Source organism: Arthrobacter echini, assembly GCF_008107445.1.
In the GTDB taxonomy this organism is placed as follows: Bacteria; Actinomycetota; Actinomycetes; order Actinomycetales; family Micrococcaceae; genus Arthrobacter_D; species Arthrobacter_D echini_A.
In genome coordinates, this window is the sequence record NZ_VSLD01000008.1 from 14,900 (window position 1) to 38,977 (window position 24,078).

Sequence of the window (24,078 nt, forward strand, 5' to 3'; positions counted from 1 at the left end):
GCTCCCAACCGGCGCCCACACCATAAGCAATGCGAAACCGAAGGACAACGAATGAATACCGGAGCCGCAAATGAGCGGACGTTGGTGACAGTGCCCGGACACGGCCACTTCCACGCCACCAACGAAGCACTCGAGATGATCGCCGTGTTCGGCGGCTCCCTGCACTGCTACCAAGGGCCCGGCGGCTGCCGCAGCCAGGGACTCTACTTCTCCCGGACACGGCCAAAAAAGTACACCGCTTGCACACTCGACTCCCCAGCCGAGACACATGATGCGCTCACAATTTCCGTCAGCCATGAACTGGCCAACCGACTCGAGGGAGCGGTCCTGGACTTCGGAAACTACAACCGGATGCAACGATTCGTCTGGACCGCCCTTCCCGCGGTCAAGGGCCCCCAATGCACGTGCCTGCGGTCCATGGGTAAACCCGCGGGCAAACGCTCACCCTGCCTGGATGATGCTGGCATCGGCATCACCGACCTCTGACCACGGCGGGGCCGCTGCCATGACCTCCAGCCTCGCGGAGCCGTTGGAAGCGGAACCCCAGACGGGGACGCCGATGCCTACTTCAGGCTCCGAGAGGGCGCCCTCACCACCGTCATACCGGGCCAACATCAATTTGAAACACTCAACCTCAGGACGCACGTACCTCACACGGCATAGGTGGCACCAGGGCTCCACCCGGAATACCAGGCCCTTGGAACGCTAGCGTCGGATATTTCACGAATTCACAAGCCACCCCTTTTAGTGCCTGATGTACTTGATGTGCGGCTCGTGGAGTGATGGTGAGGGTGGAACGTGTATGGGTAGGTTGATCGGGTACGCGCGGGTGTCGACCCGGGTGCAGGACACGGATCGGCAGATCCGGGATCTCCTCGCGGCCGGGGTGCGCCGCGACGACCTGTACGTGGATCATGGCGTCAGTGGCGCCCAGGCGCGCCGGCCGCAATTCGATCAGGCTCTTGATGCACTGCATGAGGGTGACACCCTGGTCGTCACGACTCTGGATCGTTTGGGTCGGTCGACGGCGAACATGCTTCTTCTTGCCGACACTCTCCGGGCGCAGGCGATTAATCTGCAGGTGTTGAACCTCGGTGGCGGGAACGTCGATACCGAGACCCCGATGGGGTCCATGGTGTTCACCGTCATGGCGGCCCTGGCCCAGATGGAACTCGAGATCAAACGCGAACGTGTCAACGACTCCAATACTAAACGTCGTGCCGCAGGCATGGACCTCGGCGGCCGCCGGGAAACGTTCTCCGACAGTCAGATCAGCAACGCCCGCCGCCTTATCTACCAGGGCCAACCCGCCTCCCACGTCGCCCGGGACCTGGGCATGTCCCGGGCCACCCTGTACCGGCGTATCAATGCCCTCGACGCCCAGCAGTGGCTCACCACGCACCCCGCTCCCGTACCACTGCCGCTCAACGACACCACCACCGCAGGGCCATCAATGCCGCTTACTCCCCCACCAGCCAGCTGAAACATGCCGTCCTGCAACCCTAGGGTGCTTGGTGTCATAGCGTCGTAGCAACATCCGAAAAGTGCGGCGAAAGCTGTTCAGGCTTCGCTATCGGGCGTAATACTGACGCGTAGAGCTTTGGCCGCCACCGTTAGGGACTTGACCGGGAAGTAATTCCAGCCGACGTGGACGGACAGTAAGGATTACATGCGGTTACGTAGCCGGTCGTATAGGTGACAGGAGTTCAAGGGTGTTCGTCGGCTACCTGCGTGTATGCCGATCTGGTGGGTCACCTGGTGGTGTGTCTAGTCGAGGGGGTCTGTGGTCCAGGCGACGTCGACGCCGCTTGGGTGGAGAACACGGGGGTGCCGGCACTAATCCGGTCCTCGAGGACGTCCTCGAGCGTCGGGCGTTCCAGGGGCGGAAGGTGGACACTCACGCTCTGGCTGAAGGAATTCATCAGGGTGATGCGCTGTGCGGGGTGCGCGATGTGATCCATGGTTCCCATGGGATCTGTTCCTCATCTCTCGTCTCGCTGCTGTCTCGTGCGGGTTACTGTGCGTGCCTGCCCTGTCGTTTCGTCAGTTCTGGTGGGGTGCTGGTGGGTGAGGTCGCGTCAGCGTCTGATGGCGACGGCCGAGGAAGAAGCTCCTGTAGACAAGCTGGCGTGTGAAGAAAGCTGCGGCTACCACTTCTGACGGGGGGTCATCCTGAGCTGCAGAATCCTTCTCGTGTGCACCTGAAACGCTTCTTGGCGAGCAGTTGAGCTGTGAGGAAGGATACTTTCATATATACCCCCCTGGGGTATATGCTCGGTGTCACCTCAGAAGGTTGTCTTCCCTTCGCCGGGACATACGCCGTAAAGGTCTACCTATACCGCTCGATGAGATCGGGGCCTCGCTGAAGGTCTCCCTCTTTCGCTGCGGCTACCTCAACGATTCGCTGCTCACCGACTGCAGGAGACACTATGACTGACACTGTCAGGACCCCGATGGACCTCACTGATATCAGCGCTACCGCCAGCTCTGACGCAAATGCATCCTCGGGAGGCTCTTGCGGTTGCTGCGCACCCCAGCAATCGGCTGCAGCGCAGCCAACGAACGAAGGCACTGTGTTTGCCGACTACTCAGTGACCGGCTTGACCTGTGGTTCCTGTGCAGGCCGTGTCAGCAGTGCCATCGGCGAACTGGACGGCGTGGAGAACGTCCGCATCGCTGTTGTTCCTGGCGGCATATCGACTGTCAGTGTCACCAGCGGCCGGCCCCTTGAGGCATCGTCTGTGCAGGACGCCGTCGAAAAGGCAGGCTACCAGCTCGCGACGGCCTGAGCTGACGGCGCTCATCGATTTTCCTCGGTGGTGCTCGCGGAATGTCCTCAGGTCGCGGGGTCAGGTTAGCGCAGGTTCGTGCCGGTGGTAACGCGGCGGAGTTGCTCGGCTGCGGCGTGGTGGTTTCGCAGTCGGTAGGACGCTCCGTCGAGGGTGATGACGACGGACCTGTGGAGGAGCCGGTCGAGCATCGCGGCGGCGACGGTAGTGTCGCCGAGGATCTCTGCCCAGGCTCCGACGGGCCGGTTCGTGGTGAGCACGATCGAGGTTTTCAGGTAGCGCTGGTTGATGACCTGGAACAGGGCAGACGCGGCCTCGCCGGGAAGCGGGAGGTAGCCGAGCTCGTCGATGATGAGCAGAGTCGGGCCAGCGAAGAACCGCATCATGGTCGCCCATTTCCCCTCGATCGCGGCGCGGTGGCAGCGGGCGGCTAGGTCCGCTGCGGAGGTGAAGTAGACGCGGTAGCCGGCCTGGACGGCGGCGTGTCCGAGGCCGGTCGCGATGTGGGTCTTCCCGACCCCGGGCGGGCCGATGAGGAGCACGTTCGTCGCGGTCTCGAGGTAACGGCAGGTGCCCAGCTCGCTGAGTAGGTTCTTATCGATCCCTGATGCGGCGTCGAGGTCGAAGTCGTCCAGGGTCGTGCTGGTGGGGAGGTTCGCGAACCGGAACCGGCCGGTGAGGCGGCGCGCCTCAGTGGCGGTCACCTCGATCTGCAGGAGCCGTTCGAGGGCGTGGGTAAGGGACCAGCCCTGCGCGGTCGCCTGGTCCAGCACGGCGGGCAGAGCCTCGGCTGCGTCGGCGAGTTTCAGCTCGGTGAGATGGCCGCGCAGTTGCTGGTAGACACTTGCCGCGGTCTTCGTCGTGGTCGTTGCAGTGGTCGGGTTGGTGGTCATCGGAGGGTGTTCCTGTTCTTCGCGGCCTGCTCGTAAGCGGCTAGATCGATCACGGTTGCGGTGGGCTCGATAGCCCCGGTGAGGACGGCTGCAGCGCGTTGAGCGGCAGCTCCTGGCGGGATGCGTTCTTTGCGTCGGTGCGGACGCCCTGGAGGAGCCGATGCCATCGCGATGGTGTCCAGGGCCGTGACATGCCCGGTATCGCGGACAGTGACCCCGAGGCCGGGTTCAGCGACCCGGTGGCGGGCGATCACGACTCCCGAGACGGTGGCGATGTCGATCACCACGGCGCCGAGGCGCTGGTGGACGACCACCTTCGCTGAAGCTAGTTCCGGCGGGACGGAGTACCGGTTTCCGCGCCAGTCGATCAACGCTTGCCGGGTCGCGGTGCGTTCCTCGGCGATCACGACCGGGAACGGTACCGGCGGTAACGGCCTCAGCCGTTCCGCGGTGAACATGACCTGCGCGGTCGTCGAACCGGTTTCGCTCTCCCGAACGCGTAGGTCTTGACGAACAGCGAACGCTTCGACGCTGGCCTGCGCCTGTTCGAGGGTGAGGTCCTCGGGAAGGTTCCGCCACCACCGTTGCGCCGCGGTGTGGTTGTTCTTCTCGACCACCCCTTTCCGGTTCCCGGACCGGGGTCGGCACGCGATCACGCTGACGGCGTGATGCTTCGCGAACGCGGCGAACTGGGGGTTCAGATCGCTGCTGCCGGCCTTCACGACGGTGGTCATCCGATCAAACCGCCAATCCCTCGTGACTCCGCCGAGCAGGGCCAGCTGTGTCGTCATCGCGGCGAGCAGGTGCGGGAGATCCATCGATGGGGAGATCACCGCCCGCCAGACACCGGAGTGCGGAAGCGACCCGACCAGTAGGAACGCCCGCTTCGTCGGGAACCCCCACCCCGCCGGGGCGTCGGGCAGTTCGAGCCAGTCGAACTGGGTTTCCTCCCCGGGCGGATGATCGATGACCGCGTTTGGGCGCTTTGTCACATGAGCGCAGCTCCCGCAGAACGGTCGTAGATCCCGCTCCCGGATCTGCCGGGTCAGGGTCGGATACGACCCCGTGAACCCGAGTGCGACAAGCTCGTCCAGCAACGTCATCGCCCACAGATGCGGGTCCTCGCCGAGCCTGGCTTTCACGTAGTCGGCGTACGGGTCGAACGAGTCTGTCAATGGCCACTAGGAACTGCCCGTGGGCGGCCAGCAGAAATGCCCGCTGGTGGCCACGGGAACTGCCCGGTCATGGTCAACAGATCTGCCCACCAGGGGGTTGGTGGCGTTGGCCATGCGGGGTTGTGGTGGGTTAGTTCATCGCAGTGACTCCTTTCCCAGCGAGGGCTTGGGTGAGCCGGATGGACTCGCCCGTCGTTTGGCAGACGTGGGCGTGGTGCAGGAGCCGGTCGACGGTCGCTGTCGCGAGGGTTTTAGGCATGAGTTGGTCGAATCCGGCGGGGTGCAGGTTCGAGGAGACCGCGATGGAGCGTTTTTCGTACGCGGCGTCAACGAGACGATAGAGCCCTTCGGCGGCGTCTGCACCGACTTCGAGGAGACCTATGTCATCAACGACGATGAGATCGGCGCGAAGGATGCGGGCGACGACACGGTGAACGGAGTCATCTGAGCGGTGCGCGCGTACCAGCGCGCCGAGGTCCTCGAGCCGGAACCAGGCGACCCGCATCCCGGCCTCCACGGCGTGCTGGCCGAGGGCCTCGAGGAAGAACGTCTTTCCCGTCCCGGAGGGCCCGCAGACCACGACGTTTTCCTTCCGGCCGATCCATTCCAGGGTCCGCAGTGCCTGCTGCGTCGGCGCCGGGATCGAGGAAGCAGCCGGGTCCCAGGTATCGAACGTCTTCCCGGTCGGGAACCCCGCGGCTTTGCGCCTGGTGACGAGCATGGACCGGGACCGGCCGGCGACTTCCTCGACGAAGAGGGCCTTGATGACCTCGACGGGTTCCCACCGCTGTGACTTGGCGGTCGCGATGAGTTCCGGTGCCAACGCGCGGGCGTAGGGCATTTTCAGTTGCCGCATTAACGCCTCAAGGTCCGCCGGCAGGGCGGGAGCGGGGGCCTGGGTGACACTCATGCGCTTTCCTCCAGATCATCGGCGGCGGCGACCTCGACGATGTGGACCACGGGTGTGATGGTCTGCCCGATCGAGGCCCACCCGGCGGTGCCTTGCGCCAGCGAGGTCTTCTCGTCCGCTGTTCGGGACCCGGTCCGGGCGCCGCCCGCGGCCAGGATCGATGCCAGGTCTCCCGTCGCGAAGCGGCTATAGGTGGCCGCTTCACCCAAGGCCTGATCGACCTCGGCGGTGCCGCTGATCTTGGCCAGCGCGACGGCTTCGGCCATCTTTTGGTTCATCCGTGCGGTGCCGGCTGCGGCGGCTTCCAGCAGCCAGGCGTGGGCTCCGGCGCCGATGCCCAGGAACTCGGCCTCCGCGGCGCTGCGCGCCTTGATCGTGTACTCACCTGGGACCTTCTGGTGATGATCAGGGAAATGGGTGTCATCGATCGCGGGGCTTCCCGGCCTGGCCCGGGGGTGCCGGGCGACTTCGAGGGGACCATTGGTGCCGACGTGGACGACGACGACCTGCTCGTCCGTACCGATTCCGTGGCTGCGCACGAACACCCGGGCGCCCAAAAGGTGCGCGGGAACCGAGTACTGGCCGTTCTCGAAGGTGACCATCGGGGTGTTCTCCGGAACGGCCCGCGACAGCCCGAACGCCACCGTATGCGCGGTGTCCGGAACCCGATGCAACCGGGGCGCCTCCTCCACCAGCATGAGTGCTGGCTTCCGGCGGGTCACCCGGTGCTCCCGGGTGTTGACCTCGTCCATGAACGCCTCGCACGCCGCCTCCAGCTCGGTGAACGAGGCGTACTCGGCCCGCAGGTTCGTGTCCTTGGGCACGAGGTCGGCCTTCGCCAGCTTCACCGCGGCCTCCACCCCGCCCTTGGACGCCGGATCCGCCGGCTGGCAAGTCAGCACCGTGACACCGTAATGGCGGGCAAAGTCCACGGTCTGCTGGTTGCGCACCGGCACCCCCGCGACGTGGGACACCGTCACGGTCTTCTCGTTATCGGTCAGCACATACGTCGGGGCGCCCTCGATTCTCCGGAACGTGCGATCCAGTGCCGCGAACACGCTCGGCGCCGTCCGGTCCCGCAACGCGATCACGACCCGGAACCTCGACCACGCCAACCAGGCCACGAACAACACCGTCTTGCGACCCTCGATGACCGGTCCGTCGCCGAAGTCATACTGCAACCACATGCCAGGCTCCGTCACCCACGGCCGGTGCACTCGGACATGACCAAGCCGGTACGCGGCGCGGACCTGCGCGACCGCCCGCCGTGTCGACCGGTCCGATCCCTCATAGCCCAGCGCGATGAGCTTCTCGTGCGCTTTATCGGCGCGGATCCGTCCCCTGGACGCCTCGACCCATTCCTCGATCTTGGGCATAAATGGGTCCGTCACCCGGCCCCGGTAGGCAGGTTCGGCGATCGGCTTCCCCGCGTCGCGGGCAGCAACATGCCGGGCAACAGTGTGGTGCGAGCAGCCGGTGAGCTCGGCTGCAGCGCGCAACGACCCGGTCAGATCGTAGGCAGCAAGAATTTCCATGATTTCTCCGTCAAACTTCATAACAGGGCCTCTTCCCGGGCGACTTTGGTGCGTCTTAGACACCGCAATCAAACCCCGGGAAGAGGCTCCCGCCGCATAAGCGGTCGGGGTTCCAAACAAGAAGTGGGCAGATCTCATGGCCACCAACGGGCAGTGCTCCTGGCCGTCAGTGGGCACTTCCGTGGCCGCCTATGGGCAGTTTTTCATGGCCGCTAACACGAGTCCGGGGTCGCCCGCTGGCGGACGCCGGGTGCCCGTTTCCCGGACAGATACGCCCGGATCGTCTTGCGGTCATGGTGGGTGCGGCGGGCGATCTCGCTGATCGTCATGCCCTGCCGTTTGAGCGCGTGGATGTCCACGTCGTCCTCCTCTGAAAGCATGAGAAGAGGGCCTCCCTCGAGCTGGTGAGTGGTCAGAGACCACCAGCATCGAGGGAGGCCCGCCTCATGCAGCGGAGCGACCCGGAGTGAGGAACTTCAACAAGCAGAACTGGGGAATTTCAGTGAGCACCGTCAGAGCCTAGACGCAGGCACCGGTCCCCCCTCCCCTTGGATGAGACCAGAGGAAGAGTCACTATTGGCAAGAACCAGAGCGGTTCAGTTCAGGCGAATCAACATTTATAAGGAGCACGCAAGGCGTGCTCGTTGTATCTGGGCAGAATAAAAGCGGCAGGCACCCCCGTTCAGGGCGCCTGCCGCTCTCTCAGTCTATGGAGACGACATCCACATCGATCAGTATTAGCCGTTGACCCGCACGAAGGACGAACCGGCCAGGTCCGACAGTGGGTGCTTGATGGTGAGGTTCGCACCGTTCATGCCGCTGCTGATGACTTCGCCGTTGCCGACGTAGATGCCGATGTGGCCGGGGCGGATGACCAGGTCACCGGGGGCTGGCGTGGAGACGACAGTGCCGTACTGGTAGAACTGCGTCGGTCCCAGATCTCCTACGTCCTTGCCGATTGAACGCAGGGCCTGTTCGACGAGGATCGTGCAGTCCTGGATGGAGCCTAGCTGGCTGTAGGCCGAGGCGACCAGAGCTGCACCGACACCACCTGCTGCGGCGTCACTGACGGGCCCCGACTGCTGGATAGGGGCAATAGCAGACGAAGTCAAGGAGTAACCGGACTGAGCTGCTACGGGAGCAACGGCTGCTGCAGGGGCCGGGGCTGCCGGGATGATGTAGGAGACTTCGGTTGTCGGTGCTGCGGCGGGGCTCACGGCGGCCGGTGCCCACGTCAATGCAGCTGAAGCGCCCGTGAGGGTGATCTGCTGGCCCGGGTAGAGGACCGAGGCATAGGACAGACCGTTCTGCGCCAGGAGTGTGTTCAGGTTGACGTCATACAGGGCAGCGATACCGCCGAGGGTGTCACCTGCAACGACGGTGTGAACACCGGCTGCTGCAGCGGCGGGCGCCTGGATAGCGGTGCCGGCTGCTTCCTGGGTGTAGGTGCCAGCCTGGGCGGGAACTCCTACTGCGAGGACGATGCCGCCGGTCGCAGCAGCGATGATGGCCGGCTTGCCCAGCGCAACAGCGCCGGTCTTCGCGGAGAAGGACAGTCCTTCAAGGGCGATTGAGTGGTTGACGGTGGCGCGGTGGCGCGCAGAAATGACACGTGACATGCGTTGGTTGCCTCTCCCATGCCTGCGGGGTGAGCTGTCGGGTTCGGATGGGAGTTCACCCGGCCGCTTCAGTCCTAGGGACGGAAATGAAAGCGACTTAACCCCAAGGGCCACTGGTTGTGGCCCGTACATCTTGGGTCCCCCGTTCCTGCCATACGGATATGAGCGGACGTATCCCAGGCAGCGGCAGGACTCGGCATTCTGCTCGGGAGTGTTCCAGCTGGTGCTAAGAACACTGGATGAGAATACCCCCCGCTGGTATCAAATGTCACGCGGAGGTAACGAAGCGTGGGGTATGTCGGAGACGACACGCCGCACTGGGTAGGACAGTGCGTGGAAGCAGATTCGCCGTGGCCTGCGACACCTAGGGCGTTCCGGTGACCCGGTCATCCGGGGGCGCAAGGCGGTTCTTCCGAACGGAACAGGGGATGATTAACACGTGGAGAAGATCTCACTTCGCCCCTTGTTTAGATACCCCTGTGGGGTATATATTTTTACTGTTGAAAGGAACGACGTGATCACCGAAATTGAGGCTTCTGTTGAGTGGGGATACACCGCTGATAAGGACGCCTACCTCCGCAGGCTCAAGCGCATTGAGGGCCAGGTGCGCGGCATTGCCCGCATGGTCGATGAGGACAAGTACTGCATTGACATCCTCACCCAGGTCGCGGCCATCAATAAGGCCCTTCACGCGGTGAGCATCGGTCTGCTCGAAGAGCACATCGCGCACTGTGTCGTCGGAGCGGCCCATGAATCAACCGCGTCAGGGGATTCCGTCGCCGTCAACGCAAAGGTCAAGGAAGCGACCGACGCGATCAGCCGACTGCTTCGCTAATAGTCGATCACCAGGCTCGTGAGCAGCACTACAGCTTGTAGATCATAAAGTTCGTCTCACATCATGCTTCGTCCAGAGAGAGAAGATCCCATGCAAACGACCATCAACATCACCGGCATGACCTGCGGCCACTGCGTTTCGTCGGTCATGGAGGAACTCTCTGACGTGCCCGGGGTCGAAGAAGTCGATGTGCAGCTCAACGTGGGTGGGGTCTCTACAGCAGCAGTCACAGCCGACGTGGAACCTGAGCCGGGTGCGCTGCGAAAAGCCGTCGAGACCGCCGGGTACACCGTCGTCGGCACCTGAGTCCTCAACCACCACCGCCGATACGCAGAGTGGATGCCCCTATCGGTTAATTCGTAGGGCACCGGCTATTTCCGCTGTGTCAGCACCATAGCTCCGAGGAGCGCACCCACACGGGTCGGGTTATCGTCTCGCGCTCACCAGGAAACTTCACAGGATTACGGCTGGCGCAGCACTCATCAGCATCATCGCGCGACGTCATTCGCGGCAGCAGTTCACCAGCGCGATTAACCAGAGTCAGGGCAAGGAACTAGACGCATGAGTACCGACACGGGCGTGGGCACAACCGCCGGGCAAGTCATTGATCTCGATATTGAGGGCATGACCTGCGCATCCTGCGTAGGCCGGGTGGAACGTAAGCTCGGCAAGATTCAGGGCGTCCAGGCGTCAGTGAATCTTCCTCTCGAAACCGCAACCGTGGCGATGCCCGAGGGTGTGAGCGTCTCGCAGATCATCGATACCGTCAACGCCATCGGTTACAAAGCAACTTTGCGCAGCACCGGACAGTTAACTGCACCCGGAGCTACAGGCACCTCACCTGCCCCCGCCGCCGGGCATATCGATGTAACCGACGATGCGGGCGAGTCCGGCGACCGGACTGGTTCGGACGCGAAGGGACGCACGGCATCGGCATTGGGCGGGTTCGCCGAATCGAGGGAGACCGTCGACGCCGCGACCTCACGGGATAAGGCCAAAGCCTCAGCAGCGGAGCGGAAGTCCGCGTCCCTCAAGCGGCGACTCATCATCGCCGCGGTCTTCACCATCCCGGTGACGATCATCTCCATGTTGCCAGCAGCTCAGTTCCCACACTGGGGGTGGGCCGCGCTCATCCTTTCGTTGCCGGTTGTAACGTGGGCGGCCTGGCCGTTCCACCGGGCGGCTGCAATTAACGCCCGGCACCTCTCCTCCACCATGGACACCTTGGTGTCCATCGGTATCGCTGCAGCGTTCCTCTACTCCACCTGGCAGCTCATCGCTGATCCGATGCTCACCGCGCACACGGGCATGGGCATGGGCGCTCACAGCCTCTACTTCGAAGTGGCAGCCGTCGTCACGACCTTCCTGCTACTAGGCCGATTCCTCGAAGCCAACGCAAAGCAACGCGCCGGAAACGCACTGAAAGCCTTGCTGAACCTTGGCGCGAAGGAAGCGACCCTACTGCGCGACGGTGCGGAAGTGAAAGTTCCCACAGTATCTCTGATCCCAGGAGATGTGTTCGTCGTACGGCCAGGCGAAAAGGTAGCCACCGATGGCTTCGTCGTCGAGGGCCGCAGCGCGATCGATACCTCCCTTATCACCGGTGAATCTGTTCCCACCGAGATCGGTCCGGACGACACCGTGATCGGCGCGACGATGAACACCAGCGGACGCCTGCTGGTCAAAGCCACCAGGGTCGGCAGCGAAACAACCCTGGCGCAAATGGGACGCCTCGTCAGCGCCGCTCAAAGCGGCAAAGCGCCCATTGCCAGGCTCGCTGACCGCATCAGCGCGGTCTTCGTGCCCATCGTTCTACTTATCGCGGTGCTGACCTTTGTGCTGTGGATGGTCCTCACAGGGGACACGGCATCGGCGTTCACTGCGGCCGTTGCCGTCCTCGTGATCGCCTGCCCGTGTGCTCTGGGCCTAGCTACACCAGTCGGCCTGCTCACCGGGACCGGCCGGGGCGCGCAGCTGGGCATCCTTATCAAGGGACCCCAGGTTCTTGAGGACACGCGCACAGTGGATACGATCGTGCTCGACAAGACCGGAACGGTCACCACCGGCAACCTTTCCGTCACCGCCATCACCACCCTGGGATCGTTAAGTGAGGACGAGGTTCTGGCCGTCGCCGGAGCTGTGGAAGCAGCCAGCGAGCACCCGATCGCTGAAGCCATCGCCGCGGCGGCAGCCCGTCAGGGCCAACTAGACAGTGTTGCGAACTTCACCAGCGCTGCAGGTGGAGGTGTGACCGGCGCCGTCACCGGCCGCACTGTCGTGGCGGGCACCGCGACTTGGCTAGCTGAGAACAACATCACGATCACCGCCGATCACCGCGCTTCCCTGACCTCCCTGCAGCAAAAGGGAGCGACCGTGATCTGGGTCGCGGTCAACGGGACGCCCGAAGGACTGATCAGCCTCTTCGACACCGTCAAGGCCGGTTCAGTATCAGCCATCACCCGCTTCAAGGAGCTGGGCTTGACGCCTATGCTGCTCACGGGCGACAACCGTGCCGTGGCCGAAAAGGTTGCCGCCGAGGTAGGCATCGCCGCCGAGCATGTCATGGCCGAGGTGCTGCCTCACCAGAAAGTCGAGGCAGTAAAAAAGTTGCAGGACGCCGGAGCGACGGTGGCCATGGCAGGGGACGGCGTCAATGACGCAGCCGCCCTCGCACAGGCTGACCTGGGCATCGCGATGGGCTCCGGCACCGACGTGGCAATCGAGGCAGCTGACCTGACGGTCATGGGAAGCAGCCTGGAACAAGTCGCCCAGGCCATCGAGCTATCCCGCAAGACCCTGTCGACGATCAAGACCAACCTGTTCTGGGCGTTCTTCTACAATGCCGTTGGCATCCCTATCGCCGCCCTGGGCCTGCTCAACCCCATGCTGGCCGGCGCAGCCATGGCCGCCAGTTCTGTACTCGTCGTCGCAAACTCCCTACGCTTGCGCGCCTTTGGCGCCACTCACCACACCACGAGCAACACCACCCATGACACTGCGACAGACGCCGGGCCAAGCACCGCACCAGGTACCAGGGAGAGCACCGGTAGCGTCGAGTGATCGAGGCGCTGACTCGTCTCTCAGCGATGGTACGGACGGAAATCGGTGTGCTGCTAGTAAGTGCGCTGGGCGTATTTTGACTCGTCGTCGCCTTCCAACGCAGCTTCACCCTACTGGGTGACCCGGGGCCTCGCGGCGAAGTCAGTGGGTGCCGCCCATCTGCTGCTACCGCTGATCGGAAGGTGGGCGCTGACCCACGAGCTCCGGTTCGGGTCTCGGGCGCAAGCGATGGCTTACATCCTTGAACGTGAGAGCGGCTTACCTACCGATGACCTGCCGCGCTCGGCTGCCGGCCAGGTCGATCATAAGGCTACCGACGAACACTTCCACCAGGTCAAGGCCGCCGTGGAACAAACATCGGATGATTGGCGCACCCGGTACCGGCTCTCCCGCACCTATGACACGGCAGGAGACCGCAAGCGCGCCCGACAAGTACTCCCCCACGGCTGGAACACGTCACCACATCGATGCCCAGCAAGCCTTCTAGCTCCAACAGTCCTGTATCGGGTTAGGTATCAGCAGACAGTGCGGCCTCGAGGTCGCCGCCCCTTTATCGGTAACGGCAAAAGCGCCTAGCGGACGACGCTACCGGCGCAGGAAAAGATATACTATTCATTCAATTCCTCGCCCGCTTATGATACTTGGATCACTCACGGAGGGTCTGTCTCAGTAACGGTGTTTCTGAGACAGACCCTCCGCACACAGGAGCTGTTGCTCTACTTGGGTGCTCCCCGCACCCGATGGCGGCCCACTGGCGTCGTGCACCGTGGCGCAGGCTGCGCGGATCTCCAGTACGGTGCTGACCATCGAGGCTCGAACGATTCTAAGTTCCGCGATCAGCCGCTGCTTTGCACCTTCCTCATACCCTCCGTCCATCACCACGAGGACATCTGCGTTGCTCTTCACACAATCTTCAACGGGATGAACCACAGTACCGTTCCACAGTATTCGCTTCTTGAGGGTGAGTAGAAAGGTGGTAGCGGTTGTCGTGTTTACGGTGAGCAGGCACTGGTTACTAAGCCGTCCTTGAAGTGGCAGGAACGGTCGATGGAAAGGATTGCTGATGGAGTGGATTTTCGCGGTGCTGGGCATCATCGTCATAGGGGTGGGACTCAGAGACGTCTTCCACACGCTGTTGCACCCGAGCGGTGAGGGGGAATTGACGAAGTGGTGCATGCGGACAAGCTGGCAGGTATCGAAGCGGATGGGTTCCAAAGCCGTAGCTGTGGCTGGCCCCTTGGGCATCGTGATCGTCATTTTGTTGTGGACAGTGTTGCAGGTGCTGGGGTGGACTCTAATTTACTACCCGCACATCCCACAGGGATTCGTCTATGCTGACGGCGTTGACCCTTCTCGGTATCCCGATTTCATCGAAGCGATTTACGTTTCGATGGTTGCGCTTTCGACGCTTGGCTTTGGTGATGTCATTGCGGTCGATCCGTGGATACGGGCATTCTCTCCCGTGGAGGCACTGGCGGGCTTCGCCCTACTGACAGCGGCGGTGTCATGGTTCATGCAGCTCTATCCCGCTCTTGCGCGCCGACGTGCCATAGGGATCCACCTGACCATCCTCCGAGGCGCAAACTATGTTCAGGACTTCAGCCAGTTCAGTCCTGATACGGCCAGTCGTGTATTGGAGAACGTCACGAACGACCTCGTTCAGGTCAGGGTAGACCTTACACAGACGGGCGAGTCCTACTACTTCCGCGAATCAACCGCCACAACATCGCTTGCTGCGTCACTTTCCTACGCAGTTGCACTCAGCGAACAAGCGCAGGCACACCCCGATGCCGGAGTGCGGGCGTCCGGTGTAGCCCTCCAGAAGGCCCTGCAGGACCTGAGTAACCTGATGGCCGAGACTTTTGGGCTTACGGGGTCATCGGTCGAAGATAAGTTCCGGTCCTATGCCTCAGACCACGGGTACGACTACGAGTCGTGATGGACATGGTGATAGCCTCCAACCTCAAAGCAGAGCAGCCTGCGCCTCCGCCAGCGGAAGCACAAATTGCCCTGCTGCACACCCTCTGATCACTGTGTGAGTTGACACAGGGATCTCGGGCTGCGGGCCAGAAGGCACTCCCGAACGGTATCGCACCGCACGAACACTGGAACCACTGGCCGCAGACAATCAATCAGGTATCGCACAGCCACTGGACGGCTAACGGGGATCCAACGCAGCCGATCTCCGCAGCAGCTCACTCGGGTGGATATCAAGTTTCTTTGGTCTTGGTGGAGGCTGCAAGCTTGCTCTGGACACAAGCGAAGGGTTCTCTCCTGGCGTTCATTTCTGTCTGCGTAGTGGGGGTATCAGCGGGCGAGTGGGCCTTGTAACCATGGCCATAAAAGACCGGCGGACAGTCCGAGGGCAAGGACAGCCATGCCAGCAATCGCGGCGGTGGAAGCCGCCCCCCCTCGGGTGGAGGAGGCTCGGGCGGAGGAGGCTTGATCGGACGCTGCGCGGGTCTTGGGTGTTGCGGGACTGCGTGCAAAAGCCGGGGCGATCCAGCGAAGATAGTAGAAGAGGCTAACCACGGTGTTCAGGGCGGCCAGAACGACAAGCCAGGGGAGCCCTCCGTCCCATCCTGCCGTGAATGTCGTTAGTTTCCCCACGAAAACGGCAGTAGGAGGGGTTCCGACCAGGCTCAGGAGACTAATCAGCAACGCGCCGGCAAGCCATGGCGCTGTGCGGATCAGTCCCCGGTAGTCCTCCACCTCGTATCTGCCGGTGGCTGCGATGACGGCGAAAGCTCCCACGTTCGACACAGCGTAGGCAGCCAGATAGAACAACAATGACGGTAGTGCCAGTGTGCTGTGACCGGCGACGGCAACCGGTACTAGAAGGTAGCCGGCCTGACTGACGGTCGACCAGCCGAGGAGCCGGCGTACATCCGTCTGGAAGTAGGCCGCGAAGTTCCCGAGTGTCATGCTCGCCACAGACAGGAGCCCGATCAACAACGGCCAGTCCACGGTGTCCGGAATGGAGCTCAGAAGCCGGTACGCTGCGATGATTGCTCCTACCTTGGGAACCGTGGTGAGGAACGTAGCAGCAGTAATTCCTGCTCCCTGGGCGGCGTCCGGTATCCAGAAATGACCCGGAACAGCCCCAGCTTTGAAAGCCAATCCGGCTAGGACCCCGACCAGGCCGACGGCGGTAGCCGCAGCAGGAGCTCCGGTAAGTTCGGTGTTCAACGCGTCATAGGTGCTCCCGCCCGCCAACGCATATAGGACAGCAACTCCCAGCATCAGGGCGATGCCGAAGAAAGCGCCGAGCAGGTAGGTTTTGAGAGCTGCTTCCGCCGCGTGCGGTGAGCGGCCCATTCCGATTAGGGCGTAAAGCGGAATGCTGGCCAGCAGGTACCCCACAGCGAGGACCAGCAGGTCACTCGTTCCGGACATGACCATCGCACCGAGCGCTGAGAGCAGTATCAGCGAGTAGGTTTCGCTCTCCCGCGATGTCCCCGTAAGTTCTTTTCCACCCAAGGCAATCACTAGAAGTGTCGCTACACAGATGATCGCCCGAGCAACACCTGTTGCCGTATCCACTGCGAACGTCCCCGCGAACACCGTTTCGGGTTTGCCCAGTGTTCCCGCCACCGCGAAACCTGCACCCACGGTCACTGCCAGAGCTGCAATCAGTCTGCTGATCCACTGCTTGTTCCGGGGTGAGAAGGAGCCAGCCAGCAGAGCAGTGACAGCACCGGTGAGGACGACGATTTCCGGCGCTAGGACGGAAAAGTCCATGTCCATACTCATGCCGTCCATAGGGTTATCGTCCAACCAGGACGACGACTGCGGCGGAGGCAGGTTCGATCAGGTCAAGGAGTACCCGTGGAGCGACACCGATCAGTATCGACAAGCACAACAGTGTACCGATGGACAGTAACTCGGTTGTACGCAGGTCGGAGACCTGAGCGGACTGTCCTCGCACCTCTCCGGTAAGGAGACGCTGAACGGCCAGAAGGAACAACGCAGCGGTGATCAGGATCCCGGGGAGGGCTACGGCTACCCACGGAACAGTACCGATAGATCCCGCGAAGATCTGGAACTCGGCGATAAAACCGCTGAATCCGGGCAGCCCGAGGGACGCAAAGGCTCCAACGGCAAACAGGAGTGCGAACCTCGGTGCCGGACGGGCCAGCCCCCCGTAGGAGTCCATGTCGTAGGTGCCAGCCCGGTCCTTGAGCACACCCGCGAGAAGGAACAGTGCAGCGGTGATCAGACCGTGACTGACCATCTGGGTGAGAGCCCCGGTCACGGCGACTTCCCGCGCTGCCGCGTCACTTCCTCCTGCCACCCCAGCTGCACCGACAGCAAGCACGACGTAGCCCATATGGTTGACCGAGGTGTAGGCGATCATCCGTTTCAAGTCGGTCTGGGCCAGCGCGACCAGCGCCCCGTACAGCACCGAGATGACGCCGACGACGATGATCACCCATGCCCAGTCTCGCCATGCGGCTGGGAGCATTGGCATTGCGATGCGCACGAACCCGTAGGTGCCCATTTTCAGGAGGATCCCGGCAAGGACCGCAGACCCGATCGCCGGTGCGTCCGTATGTGCAGGCGGCAGCCACGTGTGAAAGGGAAAGGTGGGGGTCTTGATGGCCAGCCCCAGGAGGACTGCGCCGAGGATCACTGCTCCTGCTACGGGACTTTCATTCAATGGAGCCAATCGGGCGAGCTCGACCATGTCGAAGGTCCGCGGCTCGGAGTACAGATACAGCCCGATGAAACCCAGCAGCAGGGCCAATGACCCCAGGAACGTGTACAGGAAGAATTTCAACGCAGACCGGGCCGCGTTGCCGTGACCCCACCCTGCGATGACGAAGTACATTCCCACAATCGACAAATCGAAAAACAGAAAGAACAAAATAAGGTCCTGTGCCGCGAAGACACCCAGGCATGAGGTCTGCAGGAATAGGAACAGGGCCGCCTGTGCGCGGGGACGGTTCTGTTCCCTCAACGCGTAAATAGAACAAGCAAGGAACACAACGACAGTCAATGCCAGCAACGGTAAGGACAGGCCATCGGCGCCGATGTGATAGCTGCTGCCCACCGACGGAATCCACGTGACCTGCTCCTCGAACGCCAACCCACCATCCGGAGGCTGCTCGTATGCCGCCCACATACCAGCTACAAGAGCGGTATCAGCGGCGGCGACCACCACCCAGACCCATCGGGCTGCCCTGTCCTTGATCCCGGGAAACACAGCCAGTACGAGGGCGGCAGCAAGGGGCAGGAAAATGACGAGACTGAGCACGGTCACCTCACAAGGAGTAGGACGACGAGTGCCGCTGCGAGAACTACAGCGGCCTGGGCATAGTAGTGGTGAACCTGGCCTGTTTGTGGGCGACGGGCCAGCGCACCGAGCCTGCGTGCGCCCCGGCCGGTGGCCTCTACCGCTGCATCAACGCCCTTGGCGTCTGCCCGTGCTCCTGTAGCGGCCAGGGACAGTCCACCGCGGGATATGGCACCAACAGTGCCATCAATGCGTTCGTCATCGAAACGTGCTGCACCGCGGGCGGTACCGGCGACATATGCTGCGCCGGACCACACACCACGATCCACCACCCGATCATCGAAACGAGCCAGGGCGCCGGCGAGGGCCAGCACAGGACGAACGGTAAGCGCGTGTGCCGCCCGCTCGAGGCCAAGCCACCCTGCTGCCCACGAGGGCTCTCTCACGCCGAAGCGGGCGATCAGGGCGAGAACAACGATGGCCAGGACCGCCGAAAGCGCCAGTTCCCACCACTGCGCGGTAGGCGAGTCCTGGTCACCGAGGGCAATGCGCAGGACCTTACCGACCGGGGGTAGAGCGAGCACGCCGAGCGTCGCGGCACCCCCGGCGAGGATGATTAAAGGAACCCGTTCCCACACCCCGATGTGCCGGGTGCCGTGTTCCTCGGTGTCATAACCGGAAGCGGTCGTTGTAACGGGCCGGCGCCACACGATGATCAGGGCCTTACCTGCATAGGCTGCCGACAGCAGGGATGCGGCCAAACCCACCATGTAAAGGGCAGGGGATTCCTCTAGGGCTGCTGCAAGAACCTCGTCCTTGGTCGCCCACAGCGAGAGTGGAGCAACCCCTGCAAGGCTTAGCGTCCCAACAGTGAAAGCTACCCCGATCAGCGGCCACTGTCGTCCCGCCCCCCGCAGAGCCGCGAGTTTCTTGGTCCCCAACGCGGACAGCCAAGCCCCGGCGACAAGGAACAGCAGGGCTTTCGTCGCGGCATGAGATATCAGGTGTGCGGTCCCCCCCGCTGTCGCGCCGAGCCCGGCGCCGAGCACCACGAAGCCGAGCTGCGCAGCCGTCGACGCGGCCAACAGCTGCTTGAGGTCCTTCTGCGCCACAGCGACCGCCCCCAGTGCCATGGCCGTCAGGGCCCCGACCCAGGCAGCTGTACTCGCGGCCCATCCTGTGACTTCCAGCAGTGGCGCCAAGCGCAGCAGCAAATACCCACCCATCGCCACCATCGCCGCCGAGTGCAGGAGCGCGCTGACCGGGCTCGGCCCTTCCATGGCGCGGGAGAGCCAGAAGCTAAACGGTAATTGCGCGGCCTTACCCAATGCCGCCACGAGAATCCCAGCCGCGATGATGTGCCGCCACCCCTCCGGGGCGCTGGCCAGGTCCGTCAGGGACAGGCCAGTGCCTGCAGCCAGGGCCGCACCGGCAGCAGCATACAAACCCAGGTCAGCGCCGCGGGTGGTCAGGAAAGCGGTCAGACCGGCCGAAACCCGGTCACTGTCCTGCCACTGAAACCCGATCAGGGCATAAGACATTGCGCCCATCAGTTCCCAGGAGAACAACAGGGCCGGCAGCGTTGTCGCCGTGACAGTCACAATCACGGACGCAACGAAGATGAGCATCAAACCGTTGAACCTTGCCCGCGGCGCCACCTCAGGTGTGATGTCTTTCGCTGCAGCAAACACCAGTACCAGCAGAGCAACCACCGCAACCGAGGGAAGAACGACCGCCGAGAGGGAGTCCACGGCCAAGCCGAAACCGGCACCCTGAATGAAAGGCACAGTTATCCCGGGGCGAACCACAGCAACGACAGCAGTGAGCACGGTGACAACCACAGCGACACCCAGCGATACGGGAACCGCAGCCCTGGACAGGCGGTTTCCGCCCAGACACAGTACTGTTCCGGCGACCGCAGGCAGCCCGATTACGATCCAGAGGAGCGCGCTCATCCGGACAGGTCCGTTGCAGTGTCGGTCATATCCGATTCCCGTGAACGGTGAAGCAAGGTAGCGACAGCGAAGCCCATCGCCATTTCCACGGTCATCGCGGCGATTACCACCAGTAACAGCACCTGCCCATCTGGGGCAGGTGCGAGGAACCACCACAAACCCGCAACCGCGAGGATGACCCCGTTAAGCATCAGTTCCAGGCCCATCATCACCATCACGACGACTTGTTGGGATAACGCACCGTACAACCCCACACAGAACAGGGCCGCAGACACAACCAACACCGCATCAAGTGTCATAACTGGCCGTCCTTTTGCTCAGGCCCGCGTGGCGGCGAGATGCGCAAGTCATCACCAAAACGGTCGTACCGCCCCCGTGGACTGGCCAGCACCAAGGCGGCGACGAGCGTGGCGAACAGCACCGGGCTCACCGTGAGCATCACCAGCATCTTCGAACCCATGATGGCCTCCCCAAGGGACTGGGTCAGATCCGTCGCCGGTACCCCCCGCCGTGCTGGCCAGGGCACCAACAAGGCACCACCAGCCAGGACAACGAACGCCCCACCCGCCAAAACCATCGAGCCGCGCTTGCTATGAACCATGCTCATCGGCATCAAGGCCGGATTCATTCCCATGAACATGATCATAAAAATTGCCATGATGGCCATCTCCATCACCATCATTAGGATTGTGATCACGCCGATGTACTCGAGATCGAACAACAGCAACATCACCCCGACCGAGACGAAAGACAAAGCCAGGGCGTACGTGGCCCGCGCCATGGAATCCACCCGGAACACTGCAACACCCGCAGCGACCGCGACAACAGCCAGGAACCAAAAGAACCCCCCGAGAACGACACTCACCGCCCCACCACCACCAGACTGACGAAAAGAACCTGGAGGAGCACCACGGGCAGGAAGACCATCCAGGCCGCTTCAACCAACCGGTCCGGTCGTACGACAGCAAACACCCGACGTGCCCCGACGAACACAAGCAGCACGACCAACGTCTTCATCAACGTCCACACCCACGGCGGAGCAAAAGGCCCAGACCCGCCACCCAAGAACAACGCCACAGCCAACCCGGCACCGGCACTTAGTAGCGCATACCGCCCAGCCAGCAGCAGTAACCGGTCAACCCCGGACAGCTCCACCAACACTCCTCCGCCGATGTCCCGGCCCAATGCCGAGCTGAAAGGGCCCCACACCGAAAAGGCAATCACCCCTGCGCAGAAAACCAGGAATGCCACCGGCATCCACACCACAAACCACAGCCCCTCCTGGGCCGTCACGATGTCTCCTACGCGCAAGCTACCCGCAGCAACCACGGGCGCCGTTAAGGCAAACATCAAGGGCAACTCATAGGACAGGGCCTGCCCGAGGAACCGGTACCCGCCCACGAGGGAAAACGCACTATTGGCCCCCCAACCCGCCATCCACACCAGTGCCCACACCATCACGTCCATGGCGTTGAACCACACCACGCCCACCGAAAGGTCAGCTACCACCCATGACCCAAGCGGAACCACTGCTACCTTCAACAACGCCACGACCAGCAGACCCGATACCCCAACACGCCACAACAACGAATCCGCGGCCACGACAGACCGACGCCTCTGACGCAACAACCGAGCCACTTCCCACACCGGGCTAGCCACACCAGAACGAACAGGCCGACGCTCCAGGCGAGCAACAAACACCCCATCAAGCGCCGCCGCGAAAAAAGCCACACACCCGAGGAGTACAGCTGCTACAACCGGTCCCAGCAGGCCTACCTGCACAACCCCGTCAGGCATCCACTCCTCCCACCCTTGCAGCGACAACAGTGTCCAAGCCCAAAGATGCGATGATCAGGCGAGCAGCAAACAGGTCAAGGCCAACGATCATGCCCGGCACCTGCTGCAGGCGTGCACTCTCCTCGTGTGCGGTGTGCCACAGGGCAGGTTTCCCGAAGGGAGTGTCAGCCTCGAGCACCCAACGAGCACGGCCGACCAGGACATCCAAGCGTTCCAGAATTTCCGGTAAGTCCTTGAAGGACCACCGGAATGTCTTTGAACGGCTGATCCCCCGCCCCAAAGCGTTCAACTCTGACACGGCATCCTCTAAAGGCATCCCTCCCAACAGCCCATCACGGACACGGGAGCACCTTAAGGCAAACCGATCCCACCCCATCAACGCCAACAGGCTTACCACCTGATCGCAGTAACGCACGGACAATAGACGAGCTCTATCTCCCCCTGCTTCCGGCAAGCTGCCCGACCTTTCCCCCACACCCGGAGCGTTGACCGTCGGTGAACCAGTCATCAGATCCACCGACGCTTCCGTGATGACATCGCCCTGTAAAGCACAACGAACCACAAGCCCAGCAGGCCAATAACGCAGCACAGGACCCAACGAAACATGTAACACATCAAGATCAAGACCATCACGGTCCGCCCCCGCCTCAGCTAAACCAATACCACCAGGCATCGGCATGTCCATCTGGCTGTGGTCCATCCCGCTGTGGTCCACCTCACCGTCGTCGGCGCCGGGCGCCGTCTCCCCGTGGGCCATCTGGGCATGGTCCATCCCGCCATCATCGGCACCAGGGTTGGCCGAATTATCGGAACTGGACGATTGTGCGGCTACCGCGGGGGAAACTTTGGCCGCAGTACGGGTGAACGCCTCCTTCTGTTGGGCTGAACAGTTGACGAGCGCTTTCCTTGCTTGGTCAAGTACGTCAACCACCTCAGTTGGGTCATGAACCTTCACTCGAACTCGCGGCCCGGGAAATTGATCCCACACCCGGTCCAGCACTTCGCTCAAGTCGTCTGAGGGAGTACCGCAGGTCAACAAAATGTCCGAGTCGGCGGGCGAGCTCGATTCAATCCAGCCCCGTCGAAGAAGCTCACGCTCCGTAAAGATTCGGGTGTGACTCCATCCGGGAACTTCGACGAGGAGTACGTGAGGTCGTCGTGCAGCCGTCTCGGACAAAGCCTTTGTCAGGTCCACCGGAGGGCTCCTTCTCGCCAAGCCCATACGACTCCTGCCATCAGGACACCCAGAAAAATGAACATCTCGGCCACAGCTTCGAATCCGGAGGCCATGACGATGACAGCCCAGGGATACATGAACAGCATTTCGACGTCGAAGGCGAGGAAGAGCATGGTCAGCGGGTAATACCGAGCGTGGTATCGAGACAGTGCGTGTTCGCTGGGTGTCCAACCTGACAGGAACGGCGCGCTTTCGATCGGAACAGCGGAAACAGCAGTAGATCGAGATGTGACGTACAGCCCACCAACAACGGCTAAAGCAACCAGAAGCATGACGATCACGTTGAGATAGGCAGACACATTGACCTCCTAGGGGCAAGTTTCGAGAACCACCGTCGCACTCGTTTCAACCGTCATACGTCGGTAGGTCATCTGCAAACCGACAGCCTTTCGCTGCGCAGAAAGTGAAGCGTTGGTCAGGTTCCGACGGGGCCGGGGCGCCAGACGGCCACCGGCAGATCACGCAACTCAGGACGCTACCCCTCGGGACGCTACCCGTCACTCCTTCGTTCGTACGCAAACGTGGGGAGAAAACGAGATTACCCCATGGGGGTATAATTCGTCAGTGTGTACGTTATAAGTCAGACGTAGACAATGAAACTGAGAGTAGAGCTTGCCTGACAACGGACCGAGGAAGGGGCCAATGAATCACCTGCTCCTTCCTCAGAGTCCACGACTTGCCGGGTCCCGCCTCGCAATCGGATGGGCGCTGCGCTTGCTGGCCCTCCTGGCCGGGGTTCTAGCCATGCACCTCTGGGTGGGACCGGGGCCCGCCACTCTTAGCGTCCCCGCTTACACCACCGCCTCACCTGCCTCCGCTGTCTCACCCGTGTCATCGGTGGTACCTGCTGCACTGACCAACTCACTAGCTAGTCACCTCGACGGACCCCACACGGGCTCCAGTGCAGGTGTAGGTGTAGGTGCGGATGGTCAGGTGCTGGCGGCGGCCAGCACGGCAACCGACCACGGTTCATTTGACAGCTCTTCATGCGCCAGTATCTGCCCTAACAGCCATGTCATGATGGCCGCGATATGCAT

The 24,078-nt window shown here is 62.4% G+C and carries 22 protein-coding genes and 1 riboswitch; of the genes, 7 read left to right on the forward strand and 15 right to left on the reverse strand.

Annotation, left to right across the window (positions count from 1 at the left end):
- Nucleotides 1-51 precede the first annotated feature (51 nt).
- The gene (locus FQ377_RS13140; protein WP_246021457.1) at nucleotides 52-486 is read left to right on the forward strand and encodes a peptidase; all 435 of its coding nucleotides are present in this window, start codon (nucleotides 52-54) and stop codon (nucleotides 484-486) included.
- A 316-nt stretch (nucleotides 487-802) separates the two neighbouring features.
- A complete protein-coding gene (locus FQ377_RS13145; protein WP_136455740.1) occupies nucleotides 803-1,483 on the forward strand; it encodes a recombinase family protein in 681 nt (226 codons plus the stop codon).
- A 268-nt stretch (nucleotides 1,484-1,751) separates the two neighbouring features.
- On the opposite strand, the gene FQ377_RS13150 is transcribed toward FQ377_RS13145, so the two are convergent.
- A complete protein-coding gene (locus tag FQ377_RS13150) occupies nucleotides 1,752-1,970 on the reverse strand; it encodes a hypothetical protein (RefSeq protein WP_136455741.1) in 219 nt (72 codons plus the stop codon).
- A 603-nt stretch (nucleotides 1,971-2,573) separates the two neighbouring features.
- Between FQ377_RS13150 and FQ377_RS14910 the strand changes: the two genes are divergently transcribed.
- The gene (locus FQ377_RS14910) at nucleotides 2,574-2,789 is read left to right on the forward strand and encodes a heavy-metal-associated domain-containing protein (RefSeq protein ID WP_168796584.1); all 216 of its coding nucleotides are present in this window, start codon (nucleotides 2,574-2,576) and stop codon (nucleotides 2,787-2,789) included.
- A gap of 65 nt (nucleotides 2,790-2,854) precedes the next feature.
- On the opposite strand, the gene istB (FQ377_RS13160) is transcribed toward FQ377_RS14910, so the two are convergent.
- From istB (FQ377_RS13160) to FQ377_RS13185, 6 genes are all read right to left on the reverse strand, one after another.
- On the reverse strand, nucleotides 2,855-3,682 hold the full coding sequence (istB, locus tag FQ377_RS13160) for an IS21-like element helper ATPase IstB (RefSeq protein WP_136455743.1): 828 nt from the start codon (nucleotides 3,680-3,682) through the stop codon (nucleotides 2,855-2,857).
- The gene (locus FQ377_RS13165) at nucleotides 3,679-4,674 is read right to left on the reverse strand and encodes a Mu transposase domain-containing protein (protein ID WP_262364462.1); all 996 of its coding nucleotides are present in this window, start codon (nucleotides 4,672-4,674) and stop codon (nucleotides 3,679-3,681) included. Before FQ377_RS13165 ends, istB (FQ377_RS13160) begins: the two co-directional genes overlap by 4 nt.
- A 313-nt stretch (nucleotides 4,675-4,987) precedes the next feature.
- On the reverse strand, nucleotides 4,988-5,767 hold the full coding sequence (gene istB / locus FQ377_RS13170; RefSeq protein ID WP_136455830.1) for an IS21-like element helper ATPase IstB: 780 nt from the start codon (nucleotides 5,765-5,767) through the stop codon (nucleotides 4,988-4,990).
- Nucleotides 5,764-7,323 (reverse strand): IS21 family transposase, encoded by a 1,560-nt coding sequence (gene istA, locus FQ377_RS13175; protein ID WP_136455831.1) that lies wholly within the window; start codon nucleotides 7,321-7,323, stop codon nucleotides 5,764-5,766. Before istA ends, istB (FQ377_RS13170) begins: the two co-directional genes overlap by 4 nt.
- A gap of 191 nt (nucleotides 7,324-7,514) precedes the next feature.
- Entirely contained in the window at nucleotides 7,515-7,682 is a 168-nt protein-coding gene (locus FQ377_RS13180) for a helix-turn-helix domain-containing protein (RefSeq protein ID WP_246021436.1), read from the reverse strand.
- 357 nt (nucleotides 7,683-8,039) lie between these two features.
- The gene (locus FQ377_RS13185; protein WP_136455687.1) at nucleotides 8,040-8,921 is read right to left on the reverse strand and encodes a LysM peptidoglycan-binding domain-containing protein; all 882 of its coding nucleotides are present in this window, start codon (nucleotides 8,919-8,921) and stop codon (nucleotides 8,040-8,042) included.
- Nucleotides 8,922-8,925: 4 nt separating this feature from the next.
- A riboswitch (cyclic di-AMP (ydaO/yuaA leader) is annotated at nucleotides 8,926-9,099 on the reverse strand.
- Nucleotides 9,100-9,435: 336 nt separating this feature from the next.
- Between FQ377_RS13185 and FQ377_RS13190 the strand changes: the two genes are divergently transcribed.
- The 4 genes from FQ377_RS13190 (at nucleotide 9,436) to FQ377_RS13210 (ending at nucleotide 14,755) form a co-directional block, all read left to right on the forward strand.
- Complete coding sequence (locus FQ377_RS13190) at nucleotides 9,436-9,756, forward strand: metal-sensitive transcriptional regulator (RefSeq protein WP_281275812.1); 321 nt, start codon at nucleotides 9,436-9,438, stop codon at nucleotides 9,754-9,756.
- Between the two features lie 90 nt (nucleotides 9,757-9,846).
- On the forward strand, nucleotides 9,847-10,062 hold the full coding sequence (locus tag FQ377_RS13195; protein ID WP_136455686.1) for a heavy-metal-associated domain-containing protein: 216 nt from the start codon (nucleotides 9,847-9,849) through the stop codon (nucleotides 10,060-10,062).
- A 255-nt stretch (nucleotides 10,063-10,317) separates the two neighbouring features.
- Entirely contained in the window at nucleotides 10,318-12,816 is a 2,499-nt protein-coding gene (locus FQ377_RS13200) for a heavy metal translocating P-type ATPase (protein ID WP_136455685.1), read from the forward strand.
- 1,063 nt (nucleotides 12,817-13,879) lie between these two features.
- Nucleotides 13,880-14,755, forward strand: a complete 876-nt coding sequence (locus FQ377_RS13210) for a potassium channel family protein (RefSeq protein WP_136455681.1) — start codon at nucleotides 13,880-13,882, stop codon at nucleotides 14,753-14,755.
- Between the two features lie 368 nt (nucleotides 14,756-15,123).
- Here FQ377_RS13210 and FQ377_RS13215 read toward each other — a convergent pair whose 3' ends face one another.
- Genes FQ377_RS13215 through FQ377_RS13250 form a run of 8 tightly spaced genes read right to left on the reverse strand, consistent with a single transcriptional unit; the run spans nucleotide 15,124 to nucleotide 23,340 of the window.
- On the reverse strand, nucleotides 15,124-16,569 hold the full coding sequence (locus FQ377_RS13215) for an NADH-quinone oxidoreductase subunit N (RefSeq protein WP_246021434.1): 1,446 nt from the start codon (nucleotides 16,567-16,569) through the stop codon (nucleotides 15,124-15,126).
- 13 nt (nucleotides 16,570-16,582) lie between these two features.
- Nucleotides 16,583-18,079, reverse strand: a complete 1,497-nt coding sequence (locus tag FQ377_RS13220) for a complex I subunit 4 family protein (protein ID WP_246021432.1) — start codon at nucleotides 18,077-18,079, stop codon at nucleotides 16,583-16,585.
- On the reverse strand, nucleotides 18,076-20,007 hold the full coding sequence (locus tag FQ377_RS13225; RefSeq protein WP_136455680.1) for a proton-conducting transporter transmembrane domain-containing protein: 1,932 nt from the start codon (nucleotides 20,005-20,007) through the stop codon (nucleotides 18,076-18,078). Before FQ377_RS13225 ends, FQ377_RS13220 begins: the two co-directional genes overlap by 4 nt.
- A complete protein-coding gene (gene nuoK / locus FQ377_RS13230) occupies nucleotides 20,004-20,306 on the reverse strand; it encodes an NADH-quinone oxidoreductase subunit NuoK (RefSeq protein ID WP_136455679.1) in 303 nt (100 codons plus the stop codon). Before nuoK ends, FQ377_RS13225 begins: the two co-directional genes overlap by 4 nt.
- Entirely contained in the window at nucleotides 20,303-20,872 is a 570-nt protein-coding gene (locus FQ377_RS13235; protein WP_246021430.1) for an NADH-quinone oxidoreductase subunit J, read from the reverse strand. Before FQ377_RS13235 ends, nuoK begins: the two co-directional genes overlap by 4 nt.
- Entirely contained in the window at nucleotides 20,869-21,804 is a 936-nt protein-coding gene (locus tag FQ377_RS13240) for a complex I subunit 1 family protein (protein ID WP_136455678.1), read from the reverse strand. The genes FQ377_RS13235 and FQ377_RS13240 overlap by 4 nt, the downstream gene beginning before the upstream one ends.
- Nucleotides 21,797-22,999, reverse strand: a complete 1,203-nt coding sequence (locus FQ377_RS13245; protein ID WP_136455677.1) for a hypothetical protein — start codon at nucleotides 22,997-22,999, stop codon at nucleotides 21,797-21,799. Before FQ377_RS13245 ends, FQ377_RS13240 begins: the two co-directional genes overlap by 8 nt.
- Nucleotides 22,990-23,340 carry an NADH-quinone oxidoreductase subunit A gene (locus FQ377_RS13250; RefSeq protein ID WP_246021424.1) on the reverse strand — a complete coding sequence of 117 codons (351 nt, stop codon included), beginning with the start codon at nucleotides 23,338-23,340 and terminating at the stop codon, nucleotides 22,990-22,992. Before FQ377_RS13250 ends, FQ377_RS13245 begins: the two co-directional genes overlap by 10 nt.
- Nucleotides 23,341-24,078: the final 738 nt, after the last annotated feature.